We start from the raw sequence: 15,021 nt of genomic DNA on the forward strand, positions 1-15,021 counted from the left end.
GGGGGCGCCCGGGGGCGGGCCCGGCGGCGCGCCCGCCCCCCCCCCCCCCCCCCCCCCGCGGGTGGTTCCCGTCCGGCGACGCGCGTTTCGGGCCGTACGGGGCGGCCCGCCGGGCGCGGGCGCCGTGGCGTACCGGGCCCGGACCAGGACCGGCCGCCGGGTGGAGACGGCTTCCTCACGGGCCCAGGCGAGCGCGGAACGCAGCTCCTCGGGCCCGTCGGCGGTGGCCCCTCCCGCAGTCGCAGGCCCGCCCCCCCAACGCCGAAGGCCCAGATCTCCGATCTGGGCCTTCACCGTGCCCCGTTCCCCGGGGTACGCCGGTCCAACTCCTCTGTTACCGCGGCGATATGGCCGCTACAGCGGTGATATCGCCGCGTCAGGCGGCCGCGCCGCCCCGGCTCATCAGCTCTGGGGCGGGTCCCCCAGGAGGGCGGAGGCTGCCTCCAGCGGGGTGGCGGTGGCCGGGGGGACGGGGGCAGCGGCCGATTGGCAGGTGAAGCCGAGGCGGGTCAGGGCGCGGGTGACCTCGCCGGCGGTGAAGTCGCGGCGGTCCTGCCGGGTGATGACCTCGCCGACCTGCTTGACGGGGTAGTGGCGGCGGCCGATGAGGACGGAATCTCCGGTGACGGGCTCGGGTGTGATGCCCTTCATCGCGTCCTGCACCTCGGTCTTGATCAGGTCGAAGGGGAAGCGGGCGATGACGCAGCGCATAATGCCTCAACAGGTTCGGAGGAAAGCCGGAAACGGAGTGCCGGCGCGGCCAGGAGCGGGGTCAGTTTAGGGACGCAGCTGACGGACGTGGAGTCGCCGGTCTGCTGCCGTGGCGTTGGCGGGTGGTGGTGGTGCCACCGCGCCCGCCGGGACGGCCCGGGGTGCCACTGCCGGGAGGAGTCGCATGGCGCATCGGCCGGCCCTCCCGCGGTGACGCCCCGGGCCTCGGGGTCCGTGCTACGCGGCCCGGCCGGCGGCGGACCGGCCGCGGGACGTGGGTGCCGTGGCCCGGGACGCTCCCGTGGAGCGCCGGGCCTGGGCGGAGCGGGAGCGGCGGCCGCGGGTGGAGGAGCCGCTCCGCCTGGCCGGTTCGGCGACCGGGGCCGCGATGGTGACGGGGATGCCCGACGGGGTCTGGGCGCCGGTGATGCGGATCAGTTCAGCCTCGCCGGCGCGGACCCGGGTGGAGCTCGGGGTGATGTCCGCGTGCTCCATCATGCGGTCCATCGCGCGGCGTTGGTTGGGCAGCACCAGCGTGACGACGCTGCCGGAGCGGCCCGCGCGGGCCGTGCGGCCGCCGCGGTGCAGGTAGTCCTTGTGATCGGTGGGCGGATCCACATTGACGACGAGGTCGAGGTCGTCGACGTGGATGCCGCGGGCGGCGACGTTCGTGGCCACCAGCAGCGTGACGGTGCCGGTCTTGAACTGGGCCAGGGTGCGGGTGCGCTGCGGCTGGGACTTCCCGCCGTGCAGGGCGGCGGCCCGGACACCGCTGTTCAGCAGGTGCTTCGTGAGCTTGTCGACGGCATGCTTGGTGTCCAGGAACATGATCGACCGGCCCTCGCGGGCGGCGATCTCCGTGACGACGGCGTGCTTGTCCGTGCCGTGCACCTGCAGCAGGTGGTGCTCCATCGTGGTGACCGCGCCCGCCGAGGGATCGACGGAGTGCACGACGGCGTCGGTGAGGTAGCGCCGGACCAGCAGGTCGACGTTGCGGTCCAGGGTGGCCGAGAAGAGCATCCGCTGCCCCTCGGGCCGGACCTGGTCGAGCAGCGCGGTGACCTGCGGCATGAAGCCCATGTCGGCCATCTGGTCGGCCTCATCGAGCACAGTGACGGCGACCTGGTCCAGACGGCAGTCGCCGCGCCCGATGAGGTCCTTCAGGCGCCCCGGCGTCGCGACCACGACCTCGGCGCCGCCCCGCAGCGCACCGGCCTGCCGGCCGATCGACATCCCGCCGACGACGGTGGCCAGCCGCAGCGTCAGCGACCGGGCGTACGGGGTGAGCGCGTCCGTGACCTGCTGGGCCAGCTCCCGGGTGGGGACCAGGACCAGCGCCAGCGGCTGCCGCGGTTCGGCCCGTCGGCCGGCGGTGCGGGCCAGCAGCGCGAGGCCGAAGGCGAGCGTCTTGCCGGAACCGGTGCGCCCGCGGCCCAGGACGTCGCGTCCGGCCAGGGAGTTCGGCAGCGTGGCGGCCTGGATGGGGAACGGGGCCGTGACTCCCTGCGCGGTGAGCGAGGTCAGCAGCTCGGACGGCATGTCCAGCTCGGCGAAGGTCTCGGCCGGGGGGAGGGCGGGGGTGTGCGTCACGGGCAGCGCGAATTCGCCCTGCGGTGCGGCGGGACGGCGGTTGCCGCCGGAGCGCTTCGATGTCTGTTTGGAGAAGCCGGAGCGGCCGGATGAGCCGCGGCCGGAGCCGAAGCGGTGGGAACGGTCATGCGTTCGGGCTGTGCGGTTCATGGCGAACCTTCCTCGATGCGGCGCGTCGAGGAATTCCCGACGGCGCTGAGCCGTACACGGGGAATCGCCAGAACGAACCGGTAAAAAGCTGAGACGAGGCGGGGCGGAACGATATCGGCCCGGCCTTCGGGAATTGACCGGCACGGCCGTGGAGAAAAGTGATGCCGTTGCCGGATCGTGGAGCGGGGCCGGATTTCCGTCCCGCGCCATGCCCCGGCCGCTTCAGGGGCGGGGTGCGGTACCGCGCGGTGGTCGTGCCCGCGTCCGGGGGGAGCGCGGAAAACAGCGAGCCGGGGCGCGCACCCAAGGTGCGGGCCCCGGCTCGCTGTACGCGTAGGCGTCAGGCGGGAACGATGTTCTCGGCCTGCGGGCCCTTCTGGCCCTGCGTGACGTCGAAGGTCACCTTCTGGCCCTCCTGCAGCTCACGGAAGCCCTGGGCGGCGATGTTCGAGTAGTGGGCGAAGACGTCGGCGCCGCCACCCTCCTGCTCGATGAAGCCGAAGCCCTTTTCCGCGTTGAACCACTTCACGGTGCCGTTAGCCATGTTTTTCTCCTTCGGGGCAGTGCCCGAAGCCCGCACCCTGCGGACTCCGCGTCGCCGCGATGATTGCCCCGTCCGGAAAATGACCCGGAAAATACAAAAGCGCTCCAGCCCGGTAAAGGGGCGAGCGCACTTGAAGTCTTTGGGAACCACAACTGCAACTGCCTTCGACGCTAGCACGGGACCGGCGGACCTGCACAGCAACATGGCTCCGCACGCTTTCCCGGGTGGGAAACCCCTACCGCGCTGCCCGATCATTTCTGCAGTTGCGGCATGAGATATTCGCGGCGTCCGCGTGCGGTAAAGCACCCGGAAATGGGGACGCCGCCGACCCGGTCCGGGGCCGGACTCCGGGGGGCACGTGCGGCCGCGCGGTCCTACGGGGCCCGGCACGGTCCGCCGGCGGGTCGGCTCCACGCTCCCCGCGCCGCCGGGCCCGCCCCTTCCGTACGCGCACCGGCACCCGGACCGCCCGCCCCGCTGCCCATACGGAATGCCGGGCTCTGCACCGCCGGTCCGACGGCTGAAATCTCCATTGGTCACAGTAGACATTCTTGTTTCGTGTGCTTAGTATTTCTCTCATAGTCAACAAAATCAGTAAGGTGACCGGTGGGACGCCGGAGGCCGTCCGCGCCGGCCCGCCCCGGGGTCGTCGCGGAGGAGGGGCGCAGCGGTCCACCGGGCCGGGCGACTCCAGGGCCGCTGGCCACCACCGCACGGCGTCACCACCGAAGAGCCGTACGAAAAGAAGGCGAGGAGCAGGCGCCATCAGGATCGTCCGCATGCGACGCCGGCGTGCCCGGGCACCGCGGGGCAGTGACCGGAAGACGGCCTCCGGTCACTGCCCCGCGACCCCCGCTCCCTCGCGCCCCCGCCCCTCGGGCGCGTACGCGGAGGCGGAAGGCCGGAGCACGGTCCCGGCAGATGGCGTGGAAATCCTCGGGCCCGGGCGCGGTACGGCGTCGGGGCCCTTCAACGCGTCCTCTGAAGAGGTTCAATGACCCGAGAAAACCCCCCGCGCGCCACCGACAAATTCGACGACGACGACTACCCCGCCTACACCATGGGCCGGGCGGCGGAGATGATCGGCTCCACCCCGGCCTTTCTGCGGGCCGTCGGCGAGGCCCGCCTCATCGTCCCCCTGCGCTCCGCAGGCGGCCACCGCCGCTACTCCCGCTACCAGTTGCGCATCGCGGCCCGCGCCCGCGAACTCGTCGACCAGGGCACCCCGATCGACGCGGCCTGCCGCATCGTCATCCTCGAAGACCAGCTCGAAGAGGCTCGGCGCCTCAACGAAGAACTCCGCCGCGACGCGGCCGAACCGGGGCGGCGGGGCTGATGCTGCTGCCCGGGAGTGCGGTGGAATGACTCAAGGGGCGTCTCGATAACTTCCGCCGTCGGCGGGGGCGAATTCCGTTTCGGAACGAAAAGGGTGAGCCGGTCCACTCGTCCCCCTTCTGTGGGCAGATCTGACGCCCAGGCATGGCCAGGCCGAGATTCCCCAGGGCGCCGGGCCCCATGCTCCACGGCATGCCTCTGCGTCCCTGCGGTCGCCGCAGGAGAGTCCGTTAAGGTCGTCCCGGAGCGTCTGGGGCACACCAATACCGCGATGGCCTTGAACGTCTACAGCCACCTCTTCCCTGAGCCGGAGGAGCGGACCGGGGCGGCGGCGGACCGGGCCTTCGGCGTCTGGCTAGGAAATGTGCCCCGGATGTGCCCTCTCGGGGGTGCAGGGCTGAGAGGGCATACAGGTCAGAGCGATGCCATGGGGGCGCAGTGCGATTGAGAGTGGAATTCACGACCGAACCGTTCGATCTCGACGAGGCGCCCGCCCATGCGGTGGTGGCGCGGGAGGTCGTCACGGGCGCCGGGCTGGACGCCGTCGACGTCGGCCCGTTCGGCAACACCGCCGAGGGTGACGCCGGACGGGTCCTCGACGCGGTGGCCGCCCTGCTGCGCGACACCCTGGAGGCGGGCGCCACCCGCGTCTCCCTTCAGGTCAACGTGGTCGACGCCGCCGGGTCCGGGGAGGGTGTCAGGTGACGGACCCCGCGGACCACCCGTTCGTCCGGGCGGTCAAACCGCTGGTCGACGCGATGGGCGGGCAGATGGTCGCCCCCGGTCTCGCCCAGGGCGACGACGTCGTGCTCACCTGGGAGGGGGAGGAACAGGTCGCCGTGCGCCTGCCACACCTGTCGGAATCCCTCGATCACCTGCTGGCCGAGTTGGAGCGCCGCCACGGTGTGCCGTTGGCCGAACTCGACCGCAAGACCAAGCAGTCCGTCGTCCGCATCCTGGAGACCCGCGGCGCCTTCTCCGTCCGCCACGGCGTGGAGACCGTCGCCGGAGCGCTGGGTGTCAGCCGCTTCACCGTCTACAACTACCTGAACAGGGAGAACGCCGCGAAGCGGGAGGGCTGAGCCCCAACGGCCGTATCGCGGCGGCCGATCGGCGTGCGCCGCCGTCCGGAACGCCGGGCGGCGGCTTTTCCGTTGCGACTTTTCAACAAAGTGTTGACGTGATGTCGCCGGAGGTCTTAGCTGTTCCCCAGCCAAGCAGAGCCATCAGCATCAGGCCACGGAGGCTTCCCGTGTCTTCGAGTGCGACCCCGGGCCTCGCCCGGTTCAACGCGGCCGACGACGGTACGGCCCTCGCCGCACTGCACGAGGTCTGCGCCAGCGGGGCATGGGGGAGCGCACTTGCAGCCCGTCGCCCCTACGCCACCACCGACGCCCTGTACGCAGCCAGCGACGCCGCCATGGCGGAGCTGACCGTGGACGACCTGGCGGAGGCGATGGCGGGGCACCCGCCCCTCGGCCGGCCGAAGCCCGGTGACCCCACCTCCTCCCGCGAGCAGAGCGGCATGGCCTCGGCCTCCGCCGCGCTCAAGGAGGAGATGCTCGCACTCAATCTCGCTTATCAGGAGAAGTTCGGGCACACCTTCCTGATCTGCGCCTCGGGGCGCACCGGGGAGCAGCTGCGGGACGCCGCCCGGGACCGCATCGGCAACGCGCCGGAGCGGGAACGCGAGATCGTCCGGGCGGAGCTGGGCAAGATCAACCGCATCCGTCTGCACCGTATGACGGAGACCGCATGACGGAGACCGCCGAAGGAGACCCCGCATGAGCAGCGAGACGGCCGTACCGACGTCGGTGTCCACGCACATCCTGGACACCAGCGTGGGCCGCCCCGCGGAGGGCGTCGCCCTCACGCTCGCCGTGCGCTCCGGACGCGACGGCGACTGGCACGCACACGGCGCCTCCGCGACCGACGCCGACGGACGCGGCAAGGACCTTCCGGCCCTGCCGGAAGGCACCACCCACGTACGCCTCGACTTCGCCGTCGAGGAGTACTTCGAGTCCCGCACCCGTCAGCAAGCCGAGGAACAGCAGGACGCCCCCCGCGTAAGGGACCGCGGTGCCTTCTTCCCGGAAGTGGCGATCACCTTCGCCGTCCAGCCGGGCGAGCACTACCACGTACCGCTGCTGCTCAACCCGTTCGGCTACTCCGTATACCGAGGGAGCTAGCACCGACATGACCGCCAACCGCCCTGCCGCTTCCCGCGCTGCCACTTCCCGCCCTGCCCGCGCTGCCACTTCCCGCCCTGCCCGCCCTGTGATGCTCGGTCAGAACCAGTACGGCAAAGCGGAGAACCGCGTCGTCAAGATCGTCCGGGACGGCGACACCCACCACATCAAGGACCTCAACGTCTCCGTCGCCCTCTCCGGCGACCTCGAAGAGGTCCACCTCTCCGGCTCCAACGCCCACTGCCTCCCCACCGACACCACCAAGAACACGGTGTACGCCTTCGCCAGGGAACACGGCATCGAGTCGGCGGAGCAGTTCGGCGTCCACCTCGCCCGCCACTTCGTCACCAGCCAGGAACCGATCAAGCAGGCCCGCATCCGCATCGAGGAGTACGCCTGGGAGCGGATCGCCACCTCCGACGGCAACTCCCGCTTCGTCGGCGCCGACGAGGTCAAGCACTCCTTCGTCCGTAAGGGCCAGGAGACCCGCCTGTCGGAGATCACCTACGACGGCGAGCGCTGGCAGGTCATCTCCGGTCTGAAGGACCTCGTCGTCATGAACTCCACCCACTCGGAGTTCTGGGGCTACATCAAGGACAAGTACACGACCCTCAAGGAGGACTACGACCGCATCCTCGCCACCGAGGTCTCCAGCCGCTGGCGGTTCAACTGGACCGACGACGACCAGCGGATGCCCCACTGGGAACGCTCCTACGCCCAGGTCAGGAAGCACATGCTGGAGGCGTTCGCGGAGACCTACAGCCTTTCGCTCCAGCAGACCCTCTACCACATGGGGTCCCGCATCATCAACAACCGTTCCGAGATCGACGAGATCCGCTTCTCGCTCCCGAACAAGCACCACTTCAAGGTGGACCTGGAGCCGTTCGGTCTCAAGAACGAAGCCGCCGACGGTGCCGTCTACTACGCGGCGGACCGCCCGTACGGCCTGATCGAAGCCACTGTTCTGCGCGACGGTGTCGAAGCCCTGATCCCCCAGGATCTGACCAACCTCTGACGGCTTGGACGCAGCGCCGTGCCTCGCCTCCCCTCCCCGCGCCGAGGGGGGAGGGGCCGCGAATCCTTGAGGGGACCCACCCATGGCAGCACCGGCAGTACCGGCACCCCCTGACAGCGCGACCGAGCGGTTCGTCATCGAGAACTGCGCCGTCGCGACCGTCGACGCCCATGACACCGTCCACCCCACCGGACACGTCGTGATCGCCGGCGACACCATCGAAGCGGTGGGCGCGGGCCCGGCCCCCGAGGGCCTCGTGCACGTCACCCGCCGCATCGACGGCACCGGCCACCTGGTCACCCCCGGGCTGGTCAACACCCACCACCACTTCTACCAGTGGATCACCCGCGGCCTCGCCACCGACCACAACCTCTTCGACTGGCTGGTCGCGCTCTATCCGACGTGGGCCCGGATCGACGCGCCGATGCTGGCCGCCGCCACCCAGGGCTCCCTCGGCATGATGGTCCGCGGCGGCGTCACCACCGCCTGCGACCACCATTACGTCTTCCCCCGCGGCGCCGGCGACCTCGTCGCCGCGGAGCTGGAGGCGGCCACCGCGATCGGCGCCCGCCTCACCCTCGCCCGCGGCTCGATGGACCGCGGTGAGAAGGACGGCGGGCTGCCCCCGGACTTCGCCGTCGAGACCACCGAAGGCGCCCTGCTCGCCACCGAGGAGGCGATCGGCACCCATCACGACGCCTCCTTCGGCTCCCTGGTCCACATCGCGGCCGCCCCCTGCTCCCCCTTCTCCGTCTCCACCGAACTCCTGCGGCAGAGCGCCGAGTTGGCGCGCCGTAAGGGTGTACGGATGCACACCCACGGCTCGGAGACGGTGGAGGAGGAGACGTTCTGCCACGAGCTGTTCGGCATGGGCCCGACGGCCTACTTCGAGACCACCGGCTGGCTCGGCGACGACGTGTGGATGGCCCACTGCGTCCACATGAACGACGCCGACATCGACGCCTTCGCCCGCAGCGGCACCGGCGTCGCCCACTGCCCGTCGTCCAACGCCCGCCTCGCCGCCGGGATCGCCCGCGTCCCCGACATGCTCGCCGCCGGGGTGCCCGTCGGCCTCGGCGTGGACGGCACCGCCTCCAACGAGTCCGGCGAACTCCACACCGAACTGCGCAACGCCCTGCTCATCAACCGCCTCGGCGCCCACCGGGAGGCCGCGCTCACCGCCCGCAAGGCGCTGCGGCTGGGCACCCACGGCGGCGCCCGGGTCCTGGGCCGCGCCGCCGAACTCGGCTCGCTGGAGCCCGGCAAACTGGCCGACCTGGTCCTCTGGAAGCTGGACGGCCTCGCCCACTCCTCGATCGCCGACCCGGTCACCGCGCTGGTATTCGGCGCGGCGGCACCGGTGACCCTCTCCCTCGTGGGCGGCCGCCCGGTCGTCGAGGACGGTCACCTCACCCGCGTCGACGAGGACACCGTCGCCCGTGCCGCCCGTGACGAGGCGCGGCGCCTGACCCGTATCGCCGCCGGGGGCTGACCCCGCGGCGTCCGACCCGTAGCGCCGCCGGGCGACCCGCGGCGCTTCCCGCCGACCCGGACAGGAGGCCCGCAGTGGCCGCAACGCGGACGCCGGAGACGGACCGGAGCGCCCATCCGGTCGACGAACTCCTGCCGCCCCTCAGGATGTTCACCAGCGGTCTGCAGCACGTGGCCGCCATGTACGCGGGGGTGGTCGCCCCGCCGATGATCGTGGGCCCGGCCTGCGGGCTGAGCCCCGCCGAGACGGCGTTCCTGGTGGGCGCCAGCCTCTTCACCGCGGGCATCGCCACGCTCCTGCAGACCCTCGGCTTCTGGAAGATCGGCGCCAGGCTGCCCTTCGTCAACGGGGTGTCGTTCGCCGGGGTCACCCCGATGGTCGCGATCGGCAAGGCCCAGGGGCCGGAGCACGCGCTGCCGGTCATCTTCGGCGCGATCACCGTCGCCGGGGTGCTGGGCTTCTTCCTCGCCCCCTACTTCTCCAGGCTGGTCCGCTTCTTCCCGCCGGTGGTCACCGGCACCGTCATCACCCTCATCGGCGTCTCCCTGCTGCCGGTCGCCTTCAACTGGTCGCAGGGCGGCGACGCGGCGTCCCCCGACCACGGTTCGCTCACCCAGATCGCGATGGCGGCGGCGACGTTCGTGATCGTGCTGGTACTGCGGCGGGTGCTGCGCGGCTTCCTGCGGCAGATCTCCATCCTGCTCGGGCTGATCGCCGGGACGCTGCTGGCGATCCCCGTCGGCCTCACCGACTTCTCCGCGCTCGGCGACGCCGCCCCGCTCGGCTTCCCGACGCCGTTCCACTTCGGCGCACCGCAGTTCAACGCCGCCGCCCTCGTCTCGATGGGCATCGTGATGCTGGTCTGCATGACCGAGTCGACGGCCGACATGCTCGCCCTCGGCCGGATCGTCGGCCGCCCCGCAGACGAGCGGACCATCGAGGGCGGACTGCGCGCCGACACCCTCGGCACCGCCCTCAGCCCGCTCTTCAATGGCTTCGCCACCAGCGCCTTCGCCCAGAACATCGGGCTGGTGGCGATGACGAAGGTACGCAGCCGTTTCGTGGTGGCGACCAGCGGCGTGATCCTGCTGCTCCTCGGGCTGTGCCCGATGGCCGCCTCGGTGATCTCGCTGGTGCCGCTGCCGGTGCTGGGCGGCGCGGGCATCGTGCTGTTCGGCTCGGTCGCCGCCAGCGGCATCCAGACGCTCGCGACGGCGGCGCTGGAGAAGGGCGAGAACGCGCTGATCGTCGCCGCCGCCGTCGGCATCGGCCTGATCCCCATCGCCGCACCCGACTTCTACCACGCCTTCCCCAAGGACCTGCTGGTCGTCCTGGACTCCGGCATCAGCACCGGCGCCCTGATCGCCCTCGTGCTCAATCTGGCCTTCAACCATCTCGGGGGCCGGTCGGCGGCTGCCGGGGACGCGGAGGACGAGGCCGGAGACGACGGGGTCCTGCCGCCCGCTCCGGCGGACACCCCGGACACCCCGGCTGCCCGGCCGTAGCCGCGGAACGCACCGGCGGCTCGCGGCCGAACGCACCGGCGGGGCCCCGCCGCGCCCCCCCCGAGCGGGGTCGCCCCCGCCCGCCCCCCCCCCCCGCCCGGGGGCCCGGGGCCCCGCGCCCCCCCCCCCCGCCCGCTTCCCCTCGGGGTTTCCCCCGCCCGCACCGGCTCAGCCGATGTGGAAGTCCTCGCCGTAGACCTTCCACTTCAACGGCGTGTGCAGATCGAGATTGCCGTCCTTGAGGAAGACCCGCTGCGCGGTGTCGACGCGGCTGGTGTCGCTGTGCGCCTCCTCCTGCTGCATCGCCCACACCCGGGCGTCCAGGAACGCGTTGAGGTACTTCGTCTCGTCGCCGCCCTGCGACGGCGGCTTCGCCTTCTTCAGCGCCCGCTTGCGGATACCGGAGAAGCTGGTCGCGTCGTCACCGTCGCCGTGCATGACGAGCGCGTCGTAGTACGCGAACTGCCCCAGCACACCGATCTTGTCGGCCTTGCCCTGCTTGACCGCCGGGTTGAAGTACACCCGGTCCCGCTCGTCGTTCTGGGCCTTCTGGAAGTCGGGGTCCTGCGCCGCCTTCTTCCAGTCCTTCTCGTACGCGTTGCCGAGCCCGTCGTGGGAGTCGGAACCGTCGACCTCGCGCAGCGCCGGCAGGTACTTCGCCAGGATGTTGTCGGGCTTGCGCTTCGTGTACAGCTCGACGAGTTCGAGCATGTCGTGGGTGCCGGAGCAGAAGCCGATGATGCCGCCGGTGTAGCCCCGTCCGTCGCCGATGTCCTCGATGTACTTGTACTGGTCCTTCCAGTTCAGCGAAGAGTTCTCCGCACTGGAGACCAGCTTCATCGCGATCTCTTTCTTCGCCGGGTCGTCGAGCCCGGACGCCGCGCGCGAGGGGTGCGCGGAGTGCGGTGCCGAGTGTGGGGCGGAATCCGTCTTGCCGCCCTGGATGGCCGTCGCTGCGACTGCGGTCGCGGGAACGGCGAGCAGTGCCACGCCGAGGACGACGCGGGTGGATATTTTGGTCACACGTGACCCTATCGATCGGGAGCGCATTCGATCCTCCGATTCCGGAGTGAGCTGTGGGGGGTTCCCCAATCGTTAGGAAGCTTTCCTACCAGACTTGAGGGGTGGCGTATACCCGTCGTGCAACAACTGTTCCTATGCCGATTCCCTTACAGGTAAAGGGAGTTGTGGGGTATTCGCCGTGGGACGGGGGAGGTCGGGCGCTGCGTGGAGCAGCCGCCCCGGAAGGCGTCCGCCCAGGGCTCCGGGACGGCTCCGCGCCCCGCCCGCGAAGTGCCGCACGCCGCGATGCCGCACCACATACAGTTGACGCATGGCCGAGGAGACGCGGAACAGCGTGGGCGGTCAGGCCCATATCAACAGCCTGGTGCAGGCCGGTTCGGTCCAGGAACTGCACGTGCACCCGTCGCACGAGCACCGGCCGCCCTGCCAGTTACCGCCGGAAGTGCCCCACTTCACCGACCGCGACGACGAACAGGCCCTTGTCCTGCGGACCGTACGCGACTGGGAACGCGACCGCCCCGACGCCCGGTGCCCGCTGATCGTCACGCTCCGTGGACTGCGCGGCGTCGGCAAGACCACCCTCGGCTTCCGGCTCGCCCGGACGCTGCGCGAGGGATACCCGGACGGCGTCCTCTACGTCGACCTCGACGGCATGCGGCACGACGGCGGGGTCTCCCTCAGCGATGTGCTCGCCCGGCTGCTGCGCGGTCTGGGCGTGACACCGGAGTGGGTGGAGCCGACGTTCGCCGGGCGCGCCGCGCAGTACTGGGACCGCACCCAGCGCCGCCGGCTGGTCGTCGTCATCGACAACGTCCGCTACGCCTCGGAGGCCGAACCGCTGCTCCCGGCGTCGGCGGGCAGCGTGGTGATCCTCGCCGGATCCCGGCGCCTGGACGACCTGGAACACGCCGCCGCGGTGGAGCTCTCCCTCGAACCGCTGCGGGAGGCCGACGCCATACGGCTGCTGCAGCGGATCGTCAACGACCCCGAGCTGTCCGCCGCGCCGGAGACCGCCGCGGAGTTGGCCCGGCTGTGCGCGGGATCGCCCGCGGCGCTACGGGTCGCCGGGCGCTGGGTGCGCAGGCACCGGCACCGCGGCTGGCCGCGGCTGCTCGCCGGACTCACCACCGAACTGCGGGAGAAGGGCGTGCCGGACATCGAGCCCGTATGGGACGCGGCCTACCACGACCTCGGCCCGCAGGCCCGGCAGTTGTACCGGCTGCTCGCCGCCGAGGCGGGCGAGGTGATCTCCGAGGCGGCCGTGGCGGCACTGCTGGGCACGGGCCAGGAGAGCGCCGAGGACGCGCTGGCGGAGCTGGCCGACACCGGGCTGGTCGACGTCGTGACCGACCCCGCCGAGGAGGGCGCGGCCGGGCCGCTCGTCCGGCGCCCGCGGATGCACCCGCTGGTCCGGGCCCACGCCCTGCGCCGCGCCCGCGACGAGGGCAGCCCCCAGGAAACCGCCGACGGGCTGCGCCGCGTCGTCGGCTGGTATCTGCGCCAGGCCCAGCGCGCCGACGAACGCGCCGCAGGCAGGCGGCTGACCCTCGCCCCGCCCGCACCGCCGGTGCCCGGCGCGGACGACGTGGACCTCGCCGCGCCGGAGCCGGAGCGGAAGGCCGTCGCCCACCGCTGGCTGACGGCGGAGCGGCGCGCCCTGCACGCCTGCGTCCGCATCGCCCACGACGCGGGCTGGCACGGCCTGGCCTGGGCGCTGTGCGAACCGCTCTGGACGCACCTGCTCGACCATCCGCACAGCGCCGAGTCCGCGATGACCTTCGCCCTCGGCCGGGACGCCGCGCAGCGCGCCGAGAATCTCCGGGCCACGATCCGGATGCGCTGTCAGCTGGCCCGCCCGCTGTGGGAGCAGCGGCGGTTCGCCGACGCAGGACGCGAGCTGACCGCGGCGGTGCACGGCGCCGAACTCCTGGGGGAGACGCCGGACGACCGCAAGCTGTACGCCTCCGCGCTGGAGTTCCGCGGCCGCCTCGGGGCGGAGAGCGGACAGTGGGCCGCCGCCGTCCCCGACTATGTGCGCTCCCGCACCATCCACCGCGAGATCGGCAACGCCTACGGAGCGATGCTGCTCACCTACCAGCTGGGCCTGGCCCACGAAGCCCTCGGCGAACTCGACCGTGCGGAGGGCGAGTTGGCCGAGGCGTACGCCACCGCACAGGAGCTGGGACGCGACCGGATGACCGCCCGTACGGTCCTTGCCCTGGGCCGGGTGGAGCGACGGCAGGGCCACCTCGACACCGCACGCGACCGCTTCGGGACCGCGCTCGACGCCGCCCGGCGACGCGGCTCCACCTACGAGGAGGCACGGGTCCTCGACGCCCTCGCGGGGCTGGAGGAGGAGGCCGGCCATGCGGATACGGCGGCCCGGCACCGGGAGCGGGCCGCGGCGATCCGCGCGCGGGAAGGCGGGGCGGCTCCGGCGTCGTAGGGCTGCTGACCGGGGGCGCGTGCCGCTCCACCGGGAGGCCGGGGCGGTCCCGGCGTCGTGAGCCGGTCGGCGTCCTGAAAGGTGTGTACCGGCCTGTCCTGGAACCGTGGGAGCGGAGCCGGTGGAAGGTAAATGCGTCGACAGCGCCCTCGGCACCCGGCAAAGTGGCCGCCCGTGACGAGCAGTGAGCTGTGGACCCGTGCGACCGCCGACCGCTACGACGCCGAGGAGACCGAGATGTCCTCGGCCGCCGTCCTCGAACCGACCCTCACCTTCCTCGCCGAGCTCGCCGGAGACGGCCGGGCACTGGAGTTCGCCATCGGAACCGGACGAGTGGGAGTCCCGCTCCGGGAACGCGGCGTGCCGGTGGTGGGTATCGAACTGTCCGCGCACATGGCGGCGGTCCTGCGGCGCAAGACCGACGAGGACACGCTCCCGGTAGCCATCGGAGACATGGCCACCACCGTCGTCCCCGGCGAGTTCACCCTGGTCTATCTCGTCTACAACACCCTCACCAACCTGCTCACGCAGGACGAGCAGGTCGAGTGCTTCCGCAACGCCGCACGTCATCTGGCGCCAGGCGGCCGATTCGTCATCGAGCTGGGCGTGCCGCCGCTGCGGTTCCTGCCGCCCGGCCAGGTCGCGGTGCCGTTCGACGTCTCCGAGCAGCATCTCGGCTTCGACACGTTCGACCTGGTCGAGCAGATTCTCGTCTCGCACCACTTCACCCACGACGGCGACGACGGCCGCTACCGCCGCGGAAAATCCCGGCACCGGTACGCCTGGCCGGCGGAGCTCGACCTGATGGCACGGATCGCCGGGCTCGAACGGGAACGCCGCGTCGCGGACTGGGACGGGGCGCCGTTCACCCAGGACTCCGCGAAGCACATCTCCGTGTGGCGCAAGCCGATCTGAGCCCGGCCGGGGGAACGCCTCGCCCCCAGGCACCAGCGGCTTCGTCGGGCCGTACGGAAACCCCTGGGCGGACGGCGGGCCGGGCTGACCGGGCCGATGGTGCGCG

The 15,021-nt window shown here is 71.7% G+C and carries 14 protein-coding genes; 10 read left to right on the forward strand and 4 right to left on the reverse strand.

Annotated features, from left to right (window positions below):
- Window positions 1–402: 402 nt before the first annotated feature.
- From ACFWWQ_RS00005 to ACFWWQ_RS00015, 3 genes are all read right to left on the reverse strand, one after another.
- The gene (locus ACFWWQ_RS00005; RefSeq protein ID WP_384587442.1) at window positions 403–711 is read right to left on the reverse strand and encodes an SCO5918 family protein; all 309 of its coding nucleotides are present in this window, start codon (window positions 709–711) and stop codon (window positions 403–405) included.
- A 237-nt stretch (window positions 712–948) separates the two neighbouring features.
- Entirely contained in the window at window positions 949–2,451 is a 1,503-nt protein-coding gene (locus ACFWWQ_RS00010) for a DEAD/DEAH box helicase (protein ID WP_384587445.1), read from the reverse strand.
- A gap of 340 nt (window positions 2,452–2,791) precedes the next feature.
- A complete protein-coding gene (locus ACFWWQ_RS00015) occupies window positions 2,792–2,995 on the reverse strand; it encodes a cold-shock protein (RefSeq protein WP_143944633.1) in 204 nt (67 codons plus the stop codon).
- A 994-nt stretch (window positions 2,996–3,989) separates the two neighbouring features.
- Here ACFWWQ_RS00015 and ACFWWQ_RS00020 point away from each other — a divergent pair.
- The 8 genes from ACFWWQ_RS00020 (at window position 3,990) to ACFWWQ_RS00055 (ending at window position 10,531) form a co-directional block, all read left to right on the forward strand.
- Window positions 3,990–4,331, forward strand: a complete 342-nt coding sequence (locus ACFWWQ_RS00020) for a MerR family transcriptional regulator (RefSeq protein WP_384587449.1) — start codon at window positions 3,990–3,992, stop codon at window positions 4,329–4,331.
- A 449-nt stretch (window positions 4,332–4,780) separates the two neighbouring features.
- Complete coding sequence (locus tag ACFWWQ_RS00025; RefSeq protein ID WP_384587452.1) at window positions 4,781–5,035, forward strand: hypothetical protein; 255 nt, start codon at window positions 4,781–4,783, stop codon at window positions 5,033–5,035.
- Window positions 5,032–5,412, forward strand: coding sequence for a helix-turn-helix domain-containing protein (locus ACFWWQ_RS00030; protein WP_384587455.1), 381 nt, complete (start codon window positions 5,032–5,034; stop codon window positions 5,410–5,412). Before ACFWWQ_RS00025 ends, ACFWWQ_RS00030 begins: the two co-directional genes overlap by 4 nt.
- Window positions 5,413–5,582: 170 nt before the next feature.
- Complete coding sequence (gene uraD, locus ACFWWQ_RS00035; protein WP_384587458.1) at window positions 5,583–6,089, forward strand: 2-oxo-4-hydroxy-4-carboxy-5-ureidoimidazoline decarboxylase; 507 nt, start codon at window positions 5,583–5,585, stop codon at window positions 6,087–6,089.
- Window positions 6,090–6,114: 25 nt separating this feature from the next.
- Entirely contained in the window at window positions 6,115–6,519 is a 405-nt protein-coding gene (uraH, locus tag ACFWWQ_RS00040) for a hydroxyisourate hydrolase (RefSeq protein ID WP_384587460.1), read from the forward strand.
- A 91-nt stretch (window positions 6,520–6,610) separates the two neighbouring features.
- The gene (gene pucL / locus ACFWWQ_RS00045; RefSeq protein WP_384587463.1) at window positions 6,611–7,534 is read left to right on the forward strand and encodes a factor-independent urate hydroxylase; all 924 of its coding nucleotides are present in this window, start codon (window positions 6,611–6,613) and stop codon (window positions 7,532–7,534) included.
- An 82-nt stretch (window positions 7,535–7,616) separates the two neighbouring features.
- A complete protein-coding gene (locus tag ACFWWQ_RS00050) occupies window positions 7,617–9,026 on the forward strand; it encodes an 8-oxoguanine deaminase (protein ID WP_384587466.1) in 1,410 nt (469 codons plus the stop codon).
- 146 nt (window positions 9,027–9,172) lie between these two features.
- Window positions 9,173–10,531, forward strand: a complete 1,359-nt coding sequence (locus ACFWWQ_RS00055) for a nucleobase:cation symporter-2 family protein (protein ID WP_384588134.1) — start codon at window positions 9,173–9,175, stop codon at window positions 10,529–10,531.
- Window positions 10,532–10,699: 168 nt separating this feature from the next.
- Here the strand turns inward: ACFWWQ_RS00055 and ACFWWQ_RS00060 are convergent, their stop codons facing one another.
- A complete protein-coding gene (locus tag ACFWWQ_RS00060; protein WP_384587469.1) occupies window positions 10,700–11,581 on the reverse strand; it encodes a chitosanase in 882 nt (293 codons plus the stop codon).
- Window positions 11,582–11,864: 283 nt separating this feature from the next.
- Between ACFWWQ_RS00060 and ACFWWQ_RS00065 the strand changes: the two genes are divergently transcribed.
- A complete protein-coding gene (locus ACFWWQ_RS00065; RefSeq protein WP_384587472.1) occupies window positions 11,865–14,000 on the forward strand; it encodes a tetratricopeptide repeat protein in 2,136 nt (711 codons plus the stop codon).
- Window positions 14,001–14,174: 174 nt separating this feature from the next.
- Complete coding sequence (locus ACFWWQ_RS00070; protein ID WP_384587475.1) at window positions 14,175–14,915, forward strand: class I SAM-dependent DNA methyltransferase; 741 nt, start codon at window positions 14,175–14,177, stop codon at window positions 14,913–14,915.
- The last annotated feature ends 106 nt before the right edge of the window (window positions 14,916–15,021 follow it).

Origin of the sequence: Streptomyces sp. NPDC059080 (genome assembly GCF_042739975.1) — a bacterium.
In the GTDB taxonomy this organism is placed as follows: Bacteria; Actinomycetota; Actinomycetes; order Streptomycetales; family Streptomycetaceae; genus Streptomyces; species Streptomyces benahoarensis.